Source organism: Paenibacillus sp. FSL M8-0142, assembly GCF_038597315.1.
Lineage (GTDB): Bacteria > Bacillota > Bacilli > Paenibacillales > Paenibacillaceae > Paenibacillus_AQ > Paenibacillus_AQ lactis.
The window spans coordinates 1,792,286-1,806,274 of the sequence record NZ_CP152008.1; the positions used below are offsets into that span (position 1 = coordinate 1,792,286).

Here is a 13,989-nt window from a genome sequence, read left to right on the forward strand (position 1 = left end):
ATTATAATAACTTTGAAGGAACATGGAAGATGAAGAGTGAACGAAGCGAGCAAGAAGCGATTCAGCAGATGCTCTTAAACATGCAGGTTCAAATTTTGGAAGCGAAGAAGACGCAATGCTGGCCGGAGTGGAGAGAGCTGGATTACACCGTGTCCTATAATAAGCTCTATTTCATCCTGGAAGGGGAGGGCTGGGTGAAAATCGGAGAGGAGGAGCTGTATCCGAAGCCCGGCCAATTGATTCTGATGCCGGCCCGGACGAAGCAATCCTATTCCACCATCAGCGACCGGCCGTTTCTGAAATACTGGTGCCATTTCTCGGCCGCCGTAGGCGATGCGGATGTGTTCTCATGGCTGGATGTTCCTAGGTGCTACGATCTGGAACAGCCGCTGGAGATGTCGCATTTGTTTCAAGAGCTGGTGGATGCCCATCATACCGAAACCGTTGCCGCCCGCTTGAAGGAGAAATCGGTTATGCTGGACATCCTCTCCAGGGTGTTCTCCGATCAGGAGCCGCAGATTCATTCGCACCGGACCGGGGACATGGAACGTCTTAATAAGGTGCAGCAGTATGTTAAAGATCATCTGCACGAGGAGATCACGCTGGAACAGATGGCGGGAACCTTGCACTTGCATCCGAATTACTTTATTAAATACTTCAAGCGCCATTTCGGGATCACGCCTCAAAAATATCTAAGCGTCAAACGGATGGAGCGCGCTAAGCTGCTGCTGCGGACAACAAGCCTCAGCATCAAGGAAATCGCCGATGCGACCGGCTTCGAGTCGGCGAATTATTTCTCGAAAACATTCCGTAAAGAGGTGGGCTACAGCCCTTCGGAATATCGAAACAATATCTGAGCGTCCATGGCAGCGGCGACGAACGGCTGCCGGGCAGGCAATACAAACTAGGCCAATCGGAACGTACTCCGATTGACCTTGTTTTTTTGCGTCACGTTCATCTGATCAGGGGATGCCTACAGCCCTTTGCCGCCCAGCGGTTTTAGCTTCAGGGGCTCCGCGCCGGCGATCAGCTTGCGGCCGCGTTGCAGCAGCTCCGATGTGTCCGCTCCCTGAAGGGAAGCGGCATGTGCCTCGGCGCTGCTCCATAATTCCGTGACCCATACCGCATTCGGATCGCTGTCCGAAACATTGACGATGTACAGCTCGCAGTCCGCATTATCGCTCAGCATGTCCGCAGCCTCAAGCAAAATGCCTGCCAGCTCGTCGCGCTTGCCCGGATGGGCAATTAATTTTCCGTACATGGCGAATTTTTCCATGGGTATCACTCCTCGTATGTCTTCATTTCAGTCAACAATGCCTCGTAATGCCGGGCCATGCCGCCCGCAACCTCCCACAGCCGCATGATCAGAGATCTCGGCTCGAGAACGGTCAGGGCTTTGCCATAAGGGAGCAGGAAGTAGGGGACATACGACATCAGGGAATCGGCGGCCAGCCGGAAATGAGCTTCTTCAGGCAGGCGCTTGACCAGGGTGTGCCCGAACAGCCAGTGCTGGCACAATTCGTTCAGCGTAAACTCATGGCCCCGGATGATGACGTATTCCAAGTTCTCCGCATTGCCGGTATCCGGAATCAAACCGCCGAGCAGTACATCCTTGGCCGAGAAGTTATCCGGCCGCTCAAAACGATGATCGGTCAGCTCCAGCCCGGACATGCGATCGACGCGGAAGCTTCGTACCTCCTGGCGTAATCGGCAAAAACCGGCGGCATACCAATGGCCCTTCCAATGGACGATGCTGTACGGGTCGAATTCCCGGACAGATGCGTCTTGCCCCCTTCCCTTGGAGTACGTCATCTTCAGCGTGATGCCATGTGCCGACGCATTCTCCAGCGTTCGGAGCAGCGACCGGATCTCTTGGCTGACAGGGGGCTGAAGGACAGTGATGCCCCCGCCGTGCAGCTCGATCTGATGAAGCTGCTCCTCGTTCGTATAGCGCTTCAGCTTATGGATGGCCCGCTCCAGGGCTTCCGTAAACGGATAACCCGCTTCTCTTGCGAAAATGGAGGCATGCACGAGCGCTTTCTGCTCGTCCGCATCGAACATGAGCGGGGATTCAGCAAAGGCTCCGAGCAGCCGGTAGCCCCCGTTCGGCCCCGAATCCGCAATGATCGGCGCCCCGCTGGCGCATAGGGAATCGATGCAGCGATAGACCGTGCGGATATGAATTTCCAGCTCATCAGCGATTTGTTGAGCCGTTATTTTTCTGCCCGATCGAAGCATCCACAGGATGGACAGCATATTATCGGCTTTAGCCATCGGTGAACAGCCCCTTTCGCGAATCATGCCGGAAGCCAGTAGAGGCTCTTTTTGGTTTCCGATCCATTAAGGGGAATGCCGTTCAAGCAGCACAGCTCCGAATTCATGCCCTTAGTGGCCTTTTCATCGGGTACAACATCCTGAACGGCGCTCCCGCTTGTATCGATTGTATCGTCTTTAGACGAGCGGGTCCATGCCCTTGTCGATCCAGGTATCATAGGTCGGACCGTAAAGCTCAGGTATCCGGATGCCTGCCTGCCGCATAAGCACGGTCATCTGTCCGCGGTGATGGGCTTGATGGACGATGAGGAATTGCAACGACTCTCCGTTTCTCCATGCCTCTCCAGCGATATCATGCGACACGTATAGATCCTGCTCCGTCCACTGAGACTTCACGGCATCCAAAAAGGCACGGCTTACCCCGCGGTAGCTTTCCAGAATGACGCTCGCGGAATCGGGAATTTGCTGCTCCCGCGACGGGCCTTCAAAACTCAAACCGAGCATGCTCATATACTGAATCGACATGACCAGATGCCAGGCGAGCTGCCCTACGGAACGGTGCTGTTCCGTGATGGACTGCTTCAGCGATTCATCGGTCAAAGCGTTCATTACCCGCTCGGTGATTTGAACCTCTTTGGTCCATAGTTCGCAAAAATCCTCGATATTCAACATTCAACCAACCTCGCTTTTTTAGTGGGTTATCCATAGGGCAAGTATATTCCCGAATCCCTGACAGTTACGGTCAGTGATTCTTTGTTTGCACAGGCAATTCGGCAAACTGGAAGAATTTCACCGGGAGGATGCGTGCTATAATAACTGTAAAAAAGCGGGAGGGACTCGAAATTATGTCATCAGCAGATATTCAATTTACCGGAGGCAACAATATTGCACTGAAAATTCCGAAATTCAAATACGAGGAAACCGTAAGGTTTTACCGGGACGTTTTGAAGCTTCCGTATTTGGGGTTCAAGGACGAATCCCACGCGTTTAGCCTGGGGCCGAACACGCTCTGGCTCGATTGCAAGGACTCCTATCCTCAGAACGATGTGTGGCTGGAAGTGCAAGCGAATGATCCGGAACTTGCGAAGGACTACTTGCGGGAGCAGGGCGTTGATCGGCGGGACGAAGTGGAAATTTACGAAAATTCGAAGGGGTTCTGGATCTCGGATCCGTGCGGGACGATCCTTCGGGTTAATCCGAAGCCATAGGATCGTAGCGTAGAGAGCGGGGGATTCCGAAAAAAACAATAAAAAGCCAAGCGGTTCCGCGACCTTCCGAAAAGGCCGGGGAAACTTGGCTGTAACATTTGACATTGGATAGCAGGCTTATGGTCAAGGCTTCAGGACCACTTTGGTGCAGTCGTCCTCATGCTCATAGAAAATCCGGTAGGCTTCGCTGGCTTTCTCAAGCGGAAAGCGGTGGGAGATAATCTCGGTCGGATCGATCTCCCCGGCCGTGATTTTCTTGAACAGCTCCGGCATATAGTGTATGACGGGCGCTTGCCCCATCGTGAGCGTGACGTTTCGTTCGAAAATATGACCCAGCGGGAACATATTGTACAAAGATCCGTACACGCCGGTAAGCTGTATGGTCCCGAATTTCCGGACCGCTTCGATGGCGATGTCGATGGCGCTCAGCGTGCCGCCCTGGAGCTTCAGCTTTTGGCCGATGGCCTCCATCGCCGTTTTTTTGCCGTCCATACCGACGCAATCAATGACGATATCGGTACCGCCTTTCGTGATTTCGCGAATATACAAGCCCATATCATCGTAGTCCTCGAAATTATAGACTTCAGCCTGGTTCATTCGCTTGGCCTTATCCAGACGGTAGGGCACTCGGTCGATGGCAATGACCCGCTTCGCTCCCTTCATCCAGGCGAACTTCTGGACCATCAGTCCGACTGGCCCGCAGCCCAGCACCGTTACCGTATCACCCGGTTTGACGCCGGCATTTTCAACGCTCCAGTAAGCGGTGGGCAGCACATCGGAGAGGAGGAGCAGCGCTTCATCCTCAAGCTCGCACGATTCCGGAATGACCAGAGGCATGAAATTCCCGTAAGGCACCCGTAAATATTCGGCTTGGCCGCCGGGATAATTCCCGTAGCGCGCGGTGAAGCCGAGGTATCCGCCGGAATGGACATCCGGATTGCCGTTGGAGCTGTCGCATTGACTCTCCATATCGTGATTGCAGTAATAGCAGTGTCCGCATGATACGTTGAACGGAATCACGACCCGGTCCCCTTTTTTGACGCGGGTTACGTTGGAGCCGACTTCCTCCACGATCCCCATGGGCTCATGCCCGATGACATAATCCTTCGCCGCCGGCATACCCCCTAGATAAATATGAAGATCCGAGCCGCAAATCGCCGTCGATGTAATTCGAACGATGATATCGTCCTCGGTTTGGATGGATGGAGCCTCCACCTGCTTCACTTGAATGTCCTTGGCTCCCTGAAACGTAACTGCTCTCATCAAGAATCCCTCCTTAATCAAGATGCACTCGGAAATCTAATACCCGATATGTACATATCATGCCCCTGCATGATTGTTCCATACGTGCATATCATGGGGCGGCCTGCACGTTTTGGCTAAAACGTACTGCTTTCGTATACGATACGATCGGCATGGGCACCTCATCGGTTTGTAAAAAAGCGGGAAAAAACAAAAACACGGATGCCCCGGTGGGACAATCCGTGCTCTTTATGCGTTCGTTCAGATGTGTGACTGTGTATAGGATGCTGGCAAAGGCTGGCAAGCATTGCGCATAATTAAACCAGCTTCATATACTCCACGATCGTCAGCAAGCCTTTATCGAAATTTTCCAAATTAAAATGTTCGTTCGGCGCATGCAGATTCTCATCCGGCAAGCCAAAGCCCATCATCACGGCAGGGGCGTTCAGCGTGCTGGACAGCTTCTCGACGATCGGAATCGATCCTCCGTCTTTCGTGAACAGCGCGCGTGTGCCGTACACGTTCTCGAAGGCGTCTGCGGCTTTCTGCAGCATCGGATGGGTGGGATCGATGTTGAAGGCGAATGCCTTTTCCTTCGGCTTGAAGGTAATCTTGGTGCCGACCGGGGTGTGGGCATACAGATGCTTCTCGATCACGTCGAGAACAGCCTGCGGATCCTGGTTGGCCACCAGACGGCAGGTGATTTTCGCATGAGCTTCCCTCGGAATGACCGTCTTGCTGCCTTCGCCCTGGAATCCGCCGTATACCCCGTTCAGCTCAAGCGTTGGGCGCGCGCCGACGCGTTCCACGAAGGAGAAGCCTTCTTCGCCGTAGAGGGAATCCAGCCCGAGATCCTTCTTGAGCTTCTCTTCGTCAAACTCCTGCTTGGCGAATTCCTCGCGCATTTCAGGGGAAAGCTCAAGCACGCCGTCGTAAAAGCCGTCAACCGCGACGCGGCCTTGCTCGTCATGAAGCGATGCCAGCAAGGACACCATCGCATGCAGGGCGTTCGGCACGCCGCCGCCGTATGTACCGGAATGAAGATCGGTGTTGGCTGTTTCAAGAGACAGCTCGAGGGAGCATAATCCGCGAAGGCCGGTCGAGATCGCAGGCTTGCCCGGAGCAAGCAGGGAAGTGTCCGAGATCAGAATCGCATCGGCAGCCAGCTTGTCCTTGTTGTTATCGAGATACAGCGGCAGGTTCGGGCTGGATACCTCCTCCTCCCCTTCGATACAGAACTTAATATTGACAGGCAGCTCCTTCTCCTGCTTTAAAATGGCTTCGACCGCCTTAACATGCAGAAACAACTGGCCCTTGTCGTCGGTAGCTCCGCGTGCGTACAGCTTGCCGTTCCGTATCGCAGGCTCAAACGGCGGCGTCTCCCACAGGTGAAGCGGATCAACGGGCTGGACGTCGTAATGGCCGTAAATCAGCAGGGTCGGCTTTCCTTCCGCGTGGAGATAATCGGCGGTAATGATCGGGTGTCCGTCCGTCTGGTGAATTTCAACATGCTCGAGTCCCGCCTCGGTCAGCTTGCCTGCAAGCCATTCCGCAGCTTTAGCAACATCGCCTTTATGCTCGGACAGGGCCGAGATGCTCGGGATCGACAGCCATTCTTTCAGTTCGTTAAGATGAGTCTCCCGGTGTTCAGCGAAATACGCTTTATAATCAACGCTCATGATGGTTCCTCCTTCGATTTACATTGGCATTCGAAAGATGCCGTATCTTCTTATTCTAACCGTTTTTCGGCGAATGCGAAATATGAGGCGGAAGAAGGATGCCATTGGCTGGGACAGAAGCAAAGGATACGCCCGCATTTCCGCGGCGTATCCCGTCTTGTGAAGCCCTGATTAGAATTCCTCGGCAAAAATATCCCAGCCGTTTCCGATGACCTGACGACGGGGGAGCTGCTCCTGCGGCTGCCGCCCGGAGGAGTGTTGAAACTGATGCTGGAAATGGCGCTCTTGCTGCTCGAGCAGCTGCTCCTGCTGCTGTTGAAACATATCGTAATAATCGCGTTTAAAATGCTGCTGAATCATTTCGCCCTGAACCTGCCCTTGGTTCGGGCAGTCTTTCGGCGGGCCGATCACGACCGTATCCTTAATTGGCGCAAGGGTTTCTTTCACTTTCGCCTCATTCAGGCAGTACGTGTGCGCGAAGACGCTGGCCGGTGTCAGCCGCAGAAGATCGGACCCGCCGATGAACTCCGGAACCGGAGCGTCAAAGATGGCCAATAAATGCGTATCGTCAGCCGTAGCGATTTCGTAATGCCACCAGCCTTGAGGCACGAGGGCGACCTGACCCGGCGTAATCGGAAAATTCAACAGCTCCTTCGTAAACGGGTTGATTATGGAGACCGTTGCCGCGCCCGTGACGGCATACACTAATTCGGATGCGTTCTGGTGGATGTGCGGCTCCACGACATTGCCCCTGCTGAGATAGATATCCAGCAGCGAGGCATTGCCAAGCGTATTCAATTGATTGATGGATAGGGAATTGATAAAGTTCTGGCTATCCTTCGTGAAAAATCGGTTTTGGTTGACGTCGTAAGTAAACCGTACAGACGGCGAAGTGAAATCCATATAAGACACTGCCATAGCTGCTTCCGCCCTTCTTTTTTCGGAGTAGGCATGAACCTATAAAATACGGTATGACGGTGGACAGAAGGGCGTGAGCCCATTTTTTACGAGGCTGCAGGCTAAATGGCGGATTGCTTTGAGATAAAGCCATAAATATGACGGAGCGGCTCGTGTCTTTTTCAAACCGAAAGACGGCTCTCGCTTTCATGAACCACAGCTTTCGCTTTCATAAATCACTGCGAGCCGTCTCCTAACGCGCCTGTTAATCAGGCGGCTGGCGATTCGGACAGCGGCTTTCTTCTCCCGGCGGAAAAGCTGACCAGCCCTGCTGCCAGGCCAAGCGCAAGCACAAGCGCCCCGAGCCATGGGTGGTATTGGAGCGTGGAGGATGCGTTGACCATGAAGCCGCCGGCGCCTGCGCCAGCCGCAAGACCAAGGTGAATGATAGACGTGTTCAAGCTCAAGATCAGGTTCGGAGAGCCCGGGGCCTGCTGGATGAAATAGCTCTGTACGGCCGGACCCGCAGCAAACATCGAGATGACCATCATGCCGATGAAGGGAAGGCCGATCAGAGGGGAGTGCAAGAGCGGGAGAATGGCGAATACCCCGATGTGGATCATCATGCTGGCGATGATGACTTTGGAAGCGCCGAACCGGTCCACGCCATATCCTCCAAGCTTTGCGCCGACGGCGCCCAAAACGCCAAACACGAGCATGACGATGCTGATTCCTGCTGGAGGAATCCGGAAGATATCCTGCAGAAATGCCGCAATGAAGGTAAATAACACCGAATTGCCGGATTCCCGGAATAGCGTAAGGAGCAGGGCGCTGACAATGACGAAGCTGCCGAGGACCTTGAACTGCTGATGAAACGGTACCGGCTCATCTCCTTCCACATTAGGCAGGAGACGCGCGAGAAGGAAAACAATCAGCAGGCTGAGCAGGGCCAGCAGCAGGAAGATGGCCTGCCAGCTTAACGCATTTGCGATCATTATGCCGATCGGAACCCCAAGCACCATGGCGCTGCTGAAGCCGAGAACGATCGTTCCGATGGCACGGCCGAGATGCTCAGGAGGCGTCAGCTTAGCGGCCGCTCCCATGGCCGACACCAGATATACGCCCGAGCTCACGCCCAGCAGGACCCGGGATCCCATTAGCAGCCATATGTCATGGCTGGCAAAGGAAACGAGGCTTCCGGCGATATATACCAGGAGCGAGCCAAGCAGCACCTTTTTTCGGTCCATGCGTGCGGTAAGGGACACCAGGATCGGTGTTCCGATGGCAAAAGAAAGCGAATAGGCCGTAATCAATTGGCCGGCGAGCGCAAGCGAAATATGCAGATCCTCCGATATGTGGTATAAGATGCCGGAGACAACCAGCTCGGAGGTAGCGGTTAAAAACACCCCGAGCGTAACCAAATACATTGTGAGTCGGTTCATTCGAATCCATCCCTTCAGCTTTGTGGAATATCCGAGTTTACCGGATCATGGCTAGCACATGCCGATTCGGATGTTTAACATACGCGAGATCTCTTTGTGTTTGTATTATAAGTAAGCCCCATATATTATGTAAGAAGGCAAATAAAATAGATATTATCCAACTTGTTTGATTAACTAACGATTAGTAAGTTTGAGAGGAGGAATGAAGCAGTGAGCATGTTAAGGAATGAGGTTCAGGGAACAGAAAGCCATGCTGAGCAAGAGCAAATTCATCAGCCTCAAAATAACCATGGGGCTGGTGAAAACTCGGACCTGTACGATTTCAAGCACATCTGCACGGTTCTACAAATACTCGGCGCAAAATGGGCCTTTCTCGTCATCGCGCAGCTGGCGCAGGGACCTAAACGGTTCAACCAGCTTCATCGGGACGTCGCGGTCGTGAAGACGCAGTCCCTCACCAACGTGCTGCGGCATCTGGAGCTTTCCGGGATCGTCTCCCGGACGGTAATTCCGACCGTGCCGGTGTCGGTGGAGTACGCCCTGACGGCAAAAGGCATGGATTTCTTGGATTCATTGACGGCAATGGAGCGCTGGGCCAAGAAATGGGGAGCCGAGCCGCTTCGGCAGACCCAAACCTAACCGGCAGGCAGCCGGAAACAAGCTCAATTCACGGGATGTCACCCCAGGAATTGAGTTTTCTTTTTTATGAAAATTTCGTATTCTTATATATAACTTTTTCAAGTATGTGAGAACACTGGAGGTGAAATGACGGATTGGGAAAGCCGAAAGCCAACCTGCTGACCAAACTGCTGATTTCCTATTTTCTTGTGCTGTTGTTTCCGATTGCCATGATTTTGTTCTATTACTACCCATATTCCGCCGATGTCGTAAAGGAGAAGGAGCTGGACTGGAATGCGCATATTACCGAGCAGTTCATGACCTCAATGGATACGTTCACGCGGTATGTGTATAACCTGCCGTACGAGCTTGTCCAGAACCGCGAATTCAGGATGTACAAGGCGGAGGAGAGCGACTATCAGCGCGTGCTCATTGCTAATGAAATGAAAAAATACAACGCAACCGATGCCTTTATCTACAACACGCTGCTGTATGTGAAGAACATCGGTTATTTGTTTTCCAAGACTGGAAGCGCATACAGCGTGCAGGATTTGGCGATACCTGGCGTGGGATTCTATTATGAGGACTGGCCGCATGAGGAGATGGTGGACACGCTGAACACATTAAACCAGCCCATCGTGCGCCCGGTGGAGAACGTCATTATTCCCGGCCATAACCGGCTGAGGCTGCTAACCTTTCTTCAGCCGCTCCCGGTCGGCGGCTCCAATTCCCCGGGCGCCGTCCTTATTATGGTCCGGGAGGACACGATCCTTCGGATGATGCGGTCGGTGTCCGAAATTTATACCGGGGATTTTTTTATTTTTGACAATGAAGGACGTCCTCTTGTCGCTTCAAACAAGAAGATCTACGAGGCGTCCGATGATATGTCGGCGCTCGTAAAGGGCATGGGAGCAGACCCGGGGGCCACATCCGGAATTGAGCGGATCAACGGGATTTCGTATCTCGTCTCGACGTCGGTATCGGATAAGAACGGGTGGAAATATGTGAGCCTGATTCCGGTGTCGGAATCGCTGCAGGGCCTTCGGACCATCCAATGGAACACGGCCCTTCTCGTCGGGCTTGTTTTGCTGCTTGAGGTTATCGTGGTCTACATATCCATCCGCAAAAATTATCATCCGATCAAGCGCCTTGTCGATGTGGCGGTCAGCTTGTTCGAGCCGCAGCAGCGAAGGCCCATGAACGAGATCGATACGATCCGCTATACGCTAAACGAGCTGTCCGCCGCCAACAGCAGACTTGACGAGAGGGTGAAGGGAACGTTGCCGATTATGCGGGACAATATTCTGTTCGGGCTCGTCGTCGGGCAATACGGGACATGGGAGGCGTTCGCTCAGGAGGCGGACAAGGTCGGAGTCGCGTTTGACGGTTCCCAGCCAGGCAGCGAAACCAAGCCTCAGGGCTCCCCATTTCACGATCCTCCATCTCCGATCGACCCGGCCCAAGAAGCACCACCTGCTGCTGTGCCGGTCGACCCAGCCCAAGAAGCATCATCGCCTGCTGCTTCGGTTCTTGAGACGATGCAGGGGGGCGATCCGGCTCTGCCTGGCGGTACCGTTCTTACGGTGGCCGTGCTGGCGTGCGAATCCGAAGAAGAGTTCAATACTGCGGCGGATTTCTGCAGGCAATCCGAGGATCGCTGGCCTGACGGCGTGAACGGATATTTTTGCAGAAGCGTGTATCATCATGAAATCGTCCTGATTTGCGCTCATCCACCGAGCTTTCCGCTTCAAGCTTTTTTGACGCAGCTTCAGGAGGAGCTCGTCGGCGCAGAGGGGACCCGGGTGATGATCGGTATTGGCAGGCCGGGAGATTACCGCTGCCCGAGGGCGGCGCAAACGTCATATTTGCAGGCGCTCCGGACGGTGGAGCATGTGCGGGTTCGCGAAACAGCGCCGGTGCTGACCTTTGACGAGATCGGAGCAACGCATTCCGGCGCCGTCTCTTACGTAGCCGAGATGCTGCAGTCGCTGGAGCTCTCCATCCTGAAGAACGAGCCCGAGATGGTGGCCGGCTTGACCGAACGGCTGATCGGGTATATCCGCAGTGACGGCATGCCGCCGCATATGATCCGAAGCGTGTATTTAAACACGGTGACCGTCATCATCAACGGCCTGCAGCGCTTCCGCCGCGAAGATCAAACCCTGCTGCGGCTGACAGACGCAGCCTTCAAGCCGCGTTATACCATGGAGCAAATGATCGGAATTATTCGCGAGAGCAGCTTGAAGCTGTGCGAATTCATCCGGGACACGGTCCCTGCCGCACGTACGGCGACACGGGAAGAGATCCTGGCGGTCATCGATGAAAAAGGGTTGGATCCGAGCTGCTCCCTGCAGCTGATGGCTGACCACTTCGGCATGTCCGTATCGAATTTCAGCCACCATTTCAAGAAAACGATGGGACAAAATTTCAAGGAATACATCGAGCGGCTTCGCATTCAAACATCGATTCAGCTGCTGCGGGAGACCGACGAAACGCTGGAGTCCATCGCTCAGAAGTCGGGATACACCAATACCTCGAGCTTTATCCGGGCCTTTAAGAAAATCATGGGCACCACGCCGGGGCAATACCGGAATACTCACAAAGATGCATGAGGACCGATGGCGTGAGCGTGTCCGCCCTAAGGACGCTAGGCACGCGATTCTCTCCCGGCGCGCGCTGAAATAATGGCTGCTGCACGTTCATATTCGCTCGGACGACGCGGCATGCAGCTGACAATTTTTGAATATCTACAAATTTTGAATGTCCGCATAGAGAGGCAGATCCCTGATTTGCCTCTTCTTTGGCGATATAAGCGCTTTCAAAAAATGCGTATCGGTAAAATACTGCCCGTTTACGCGGCTTCCCGCCTCCATTTAGAGTCATAGGTGTCCGATCAGGGCAAGCAAAGCTGCGGCAGAACCCGAGAGGGATTGGATGCTGCAAATAAATAGCTGGAGGTAGAACAATGCGGAAAAGAGTAAACGTTTACATCTCACTCTTCTTGGTCATGGCGATGCTGCTGGCCGGATGCAGCGGTTCCGGAAGCGGAACGGACGATTCAGCCGAACCACCGGGTAACACTTCAGACAAAAAAGTAAAGCTGACGGCCATCATGACCAAGCATGCTTTGACAAAGCCGCTGGCTGAGATGGAGTGGCTGCAGAAAGTGGAAGAAGCCGCCGGGGTGGAGATCGAATGGCAGGAAATTACGGCCGATTGGGGACAGAAGAAGGGAACGATGCTGGCCAGCGGCGACATTCCGGATTTGTTCATCGGACCGAATGTGATCACGGACGCGGATTTCGCCCAGTTCCAAGGACTGTTCCAGGACTTGTCCGGCATGCTTGACCAGGCACCGAACGTGCAGAAGATGTTCAACGAAAAGCCGGATACGAAGCTCATCGCTACCCAGCCCGACGGGAAAATTTACGGGCTTCCGAAATATCAACGCTTCTGGCCCGCATCGGCTAGCCGTCAGTTCATTAACCAGAAGTGGCTTGATGAGCTCGGGCTTACAATGCCGACGACATGGGACGAATTGTACGAGGTGCTCGTCGCGTTCAAAGAGAAGGATGCCAATGGCAACGGCGACCCGAATGACGAAATACCGATGGATTGGCCGGGAGGCATCGGTGGATATTTCAACCCGGCGGTGATGCTTGGCAGCATGGGGATCACACTGACGGACGGGAGCCCGCAGGGCTATTTTGTAGAAGACGGCAAGGTGAAGAATTATCTTACGGACGAGCGCTACAAGATGATGGTCGCGTTCCTTCATAAGCTGTATCAGGCGGGATTGATCAATCCGGAAGTGTTTACGCACGACTATACCAAGTATCAGTCCGTTGCACGGGGCGAAGGGGATACGGCGAAGGTCGGCTTTACTTGGGGCTGGGTGGCTTCCGATCGGTTCGGACAGCAGCTTGCGTCGCAATACGCTTCCATGCCGCCGCTCAAGGCGACGGCCGATTATGCCGGAGAGCTGTCCTGGAGCTATGACTACTACTCGCTCAACTACGGAACGAACCATATCGTCATGTCGGCAAAGAGCAAGCAGAAGGAAGCGGCGATGCGGTTCATCAACGAGCTGTACGCGCCGGAAGTCGGGATGCAGGTGCTGTTCGGATCGATCGGGCCGAATATTAAAGACAATGGGGACGGTACATACAGCGTTCTGCCTCCGGCGGATGACAAAATGGACCCGGGCACGTGGAAATGGACGTCGACGATGGCGGATAACGGGGCTTTTTATATTCCGGATTCGCTGGAGCTGACGCTCGGTACCGATATGCAGGAGGTGCTCGGCCAATCGGAGCCGCTTGCCGAAGCGCTGGAGGTCGATCCGGAGAAGGATGTTTTTCCGGGCATGTTCATTAAATATTCGACGATGGACAACAACACGATGAGCCTTAACAACACCAACGTCATGAATCTGGCCGAGTCCAGCTTTGCCAAATGGGTGACCAAGGGCGGCATTGAAGCGGAATGGGATGCTTACGTGAAGGAAAGCGAGAAGGCCGGCCTTAATCAAAACCTGGAGATCATGCAGAAATATTACGACGAATACATGAGCAAGAACTAATCGGGGAAACAGGAGATCTTCACGCAGCATGCTGTAGCGATTGTCGT

Annotated in this window: 12 protein-coding genes; 5 read left to right on the top strand and 7 right to left on the bottom strand. The window is 53.9% G+C overall.

Translation table 11 applies throughout. The features are described from left to right. Positions 1-29 precede the first annotated feature (29 nt). Positions 30-857 carry an AraC family transcriptional regulator gene (locus tag NSQ46_RS08480; RefSeq protein ID WP_007127582.1) on the top strand — a complete coding sequence of 276 codons (828 nt, stop codon included), beginning with the start codon at positions 30-32 and terminating at the stop codon, positions 855-857. Between the two features lie 116 nt (positions 858-973). On the opposite strand, the gene NSQ46_RS08485 is transcribed toward NSQ46_RS08480, so the two are convergent. The 3 genes from NSQ46_RS08485 to NSQ46_RS08495 all read right to left on the bottom strand — a co-directional run bounded on the left by NSQ46_RS08485 (position 974) and on the right by NSQ46_RS08495 (position 2,946). Beyond that, positions 974-1,276 carry an antibiotic biosynthesis monooxygenase gene (locus NSQ46_RS08485; RefSeq protein WP_007127583.1) on the bottom strand — a complete coding sequence of 101 codons (303 nt, stop codon included), beginning with the start codon at positions 1,274-1,276 and terminating at the stop codon, positions 974-976. Between the two features lie 5 nt (positions 1,277-1,281). Then, a complete protein-coding gene (locus tag NSQ46_RS08490) occupies positions 1,282-2,274 on the bottom strand; it encodes a YafY family protein (RefSeq protein WP_007127584.1) in 993 nt (330 codons plus the stop codon). 177 nt (positions 2,275-2,451) lie between these two features. Beyond that, the gene (locus tag NSQ46_RS08495) at positions 2,452-2,946 is read right to left on the bottom strand and encodes a DinB family protein (RefSeq protein WP_007127585.1); all 495 of its coding nucleotides are present in this window, start codon (positions 2,944-2,946) and stop codon (positions 2,452-2,454) included. A 173-nt stretch (positions 2,947-3,119) separates the two neighbouring features. On the opposite strand from NSQ46_RS08495, the gene NSQ46_RS08500 reads away from it, so the two are divergent. Continuing rightward, a complete protein-coding gene (locus NSQ46_RS08500; RefSeq protein ID WP_007127586.1) occupies positions 3,120-3,482 on the top strand; it encodes a hypothetical protein in 363 nt (120 codons plus the stop codon). 123 nt (positions 3,483-3,605) lie between these two features. Here NSQ46_RS08500 and NSQ46_RS08505 read toward each other — a convergent pair whose 3' ends face one another. From NSQ46_RS08505 to NSQ46_RS08520, 4 genes are all read right to left on the bottom strand, one after another. After that, a complete protein-coding gene (locus tag NSQ46_RS08505) occupies positions 3,606-4,745 on the bottom strand; it encodes a zinc-dependent alcohol dehydrogenase (RefSeq protein WP_144867505.1) in 1,140 nt (379 codons plus the stop codon). 296 nt (positions 4,746-5,041) lie between these two features. Then, positions 5,042-6,403, bottom strand: a complete 1,362-nt coding sequence (locus NSQ46_RS08510) for a dipeptidase (RefSeq protein ID WP_213613492.1) — start codon at positions 6,401-6,403, stop codon at positions 5,042-5,044. A gap of 171 nt (positions 6,404-6,574) precedes the next feature. Continuing rightward, entirely contained in the window at positions 6,575-7,321 is a 747-nt protein-coding gene (locus NSQ46_RS08515) for a cupin domain-containing protein (RefSeq protein ID WP_007127590.1), read from the bottom strand. 248 nt (positions 7,322-7,569) lie between these two features. After that, positions 7,570-8,742: an MFS transporter gene (locus NSQ46_RS08520; RefSeq protein ID WP_342576644.1), complete on the bottom strand. Its 1,173-nt coding sequence runs from the start codon at positions 8,740-8,742 to the stop codon at positions 7,570-7,572. 210 nt (positions 8,743-8,952) lie between these two features. Here NSQ46_RS08520 and NSQ46_RS08525 point away from each other — a divergent pair, with 210 nt between their 5' ends. The 3 genes from NSQ46_RS08525 (at position 8,953) to NSQ46_RS08535 (ending at position 13,942) form a co-directional block, all read left to right on the top strand. Next, entirely contained in the window at positions 8,953-9,381 is a 429-nt protein-coding gene (locus tag NSQ46_RS08525; RefSeq protein ID WP_007127592.1) for a helix-turn-helix domain-containing protein, read from the top strand. A 134-nt stretch (positions 9,382-9,515) separates the two neighbouring features. Then, entirely contained in the window at positions 9,516-11,972 is a 2,457-nt protein-coding gene (locus NSQ46_RS08530) for an AraC family transcriptional regulator (protein ID WP_007127593.1), read from the top strand. A 353-nt stretch (positions 11,973-12,325) separates the two neighbouring features. Beyond that, positions 12,326-13,942, top strand: coding sequence for an ABC transporter substrate-binding protein (locus NSQ46_RS08535; protein WP_144867511.1), 1,617 nt, complete (start codon positions 12,326-12,328; stop codon positions 13,940-13,942). Positions 13,943-13,989 lie beyond the last annotated feature (47 nt).

Excerpts from the sequence above, each read along its gene's own strand:
- NSQ46_RS08490 (WP_007127584.1), bottom strand. The coding sequence starts at position 2,274 with ATGGCTAAAGCCGATAATATGCTGTCCATCCTGTGGATGCTTCGATCG.
- NSQ46_RS08535 (WP_144867511.1), top strand. The coding sequence starts at position 12,326 with ATGCGGAAAAGAGTAAACGTTTACATCTCACTCTTCTTGGTCATGGCG.
- NSQ46_RS08515 (WP_007127590.1), bottom strand. The coding sequence starts at position 7,321 with ATGGCAGTGTCTTATATGGATTTCACTTCGCCGTCTGTACGGTTTACT.
- NSQ46_RS08500 (WP_007127586.1), top strand. The coding sequence starts at position 3,120 with ATGTCATCAGCAGATATTCAATTTACCGGAGGCAACAATATTGCACTG.
- NSQ46_RS08505 (WP_144867505.1), bottom strand. The coding sequence starts at position 4,745 with ATGAGAGCAGTTACGTTTCAGGGAGCCAAGGACATTCAAGTGAAGCAG.
- NSQ46_RS08485 (WP_007127583.1), bottom strand. The coding sequence starts at position 1,276 with ATGGAAAAATTCGCCATGTACGGAAAATTAATTGCCCATCCGGGCAAG.
- NSQ46_RS08520 (WP_342576644.1), bottom strand. The coding sequence starts at position 8,742 with ATGAACCGACTCACAATGTATTTGGTTACGCTCGGGGTGTTTTTAACC.
- NSQ46_RS08480 (WP_007127582.1), top strand. The coding sequence starts at position 30 with ATGAAGAGTGAACGAAGCGAGCAAGAAGCGATTCAGCAGATGCTCTTA.
- NSQ46_RS08510 (WP_213613492.1), bottom strand. The coding sequence starts at position 6,403 with ATGAGCGTTGATTATAAAGCGTATTTCGCTGAACACCGGGAGACTCAT.
- NSQ46_RS08495 (WP_007127585.1), bottom strand. The coding sequence starts at position 2,946 with ATGTTGAATATCGAGGATTTTTGCGAACTATGGACCAAAGAGGTTCAA.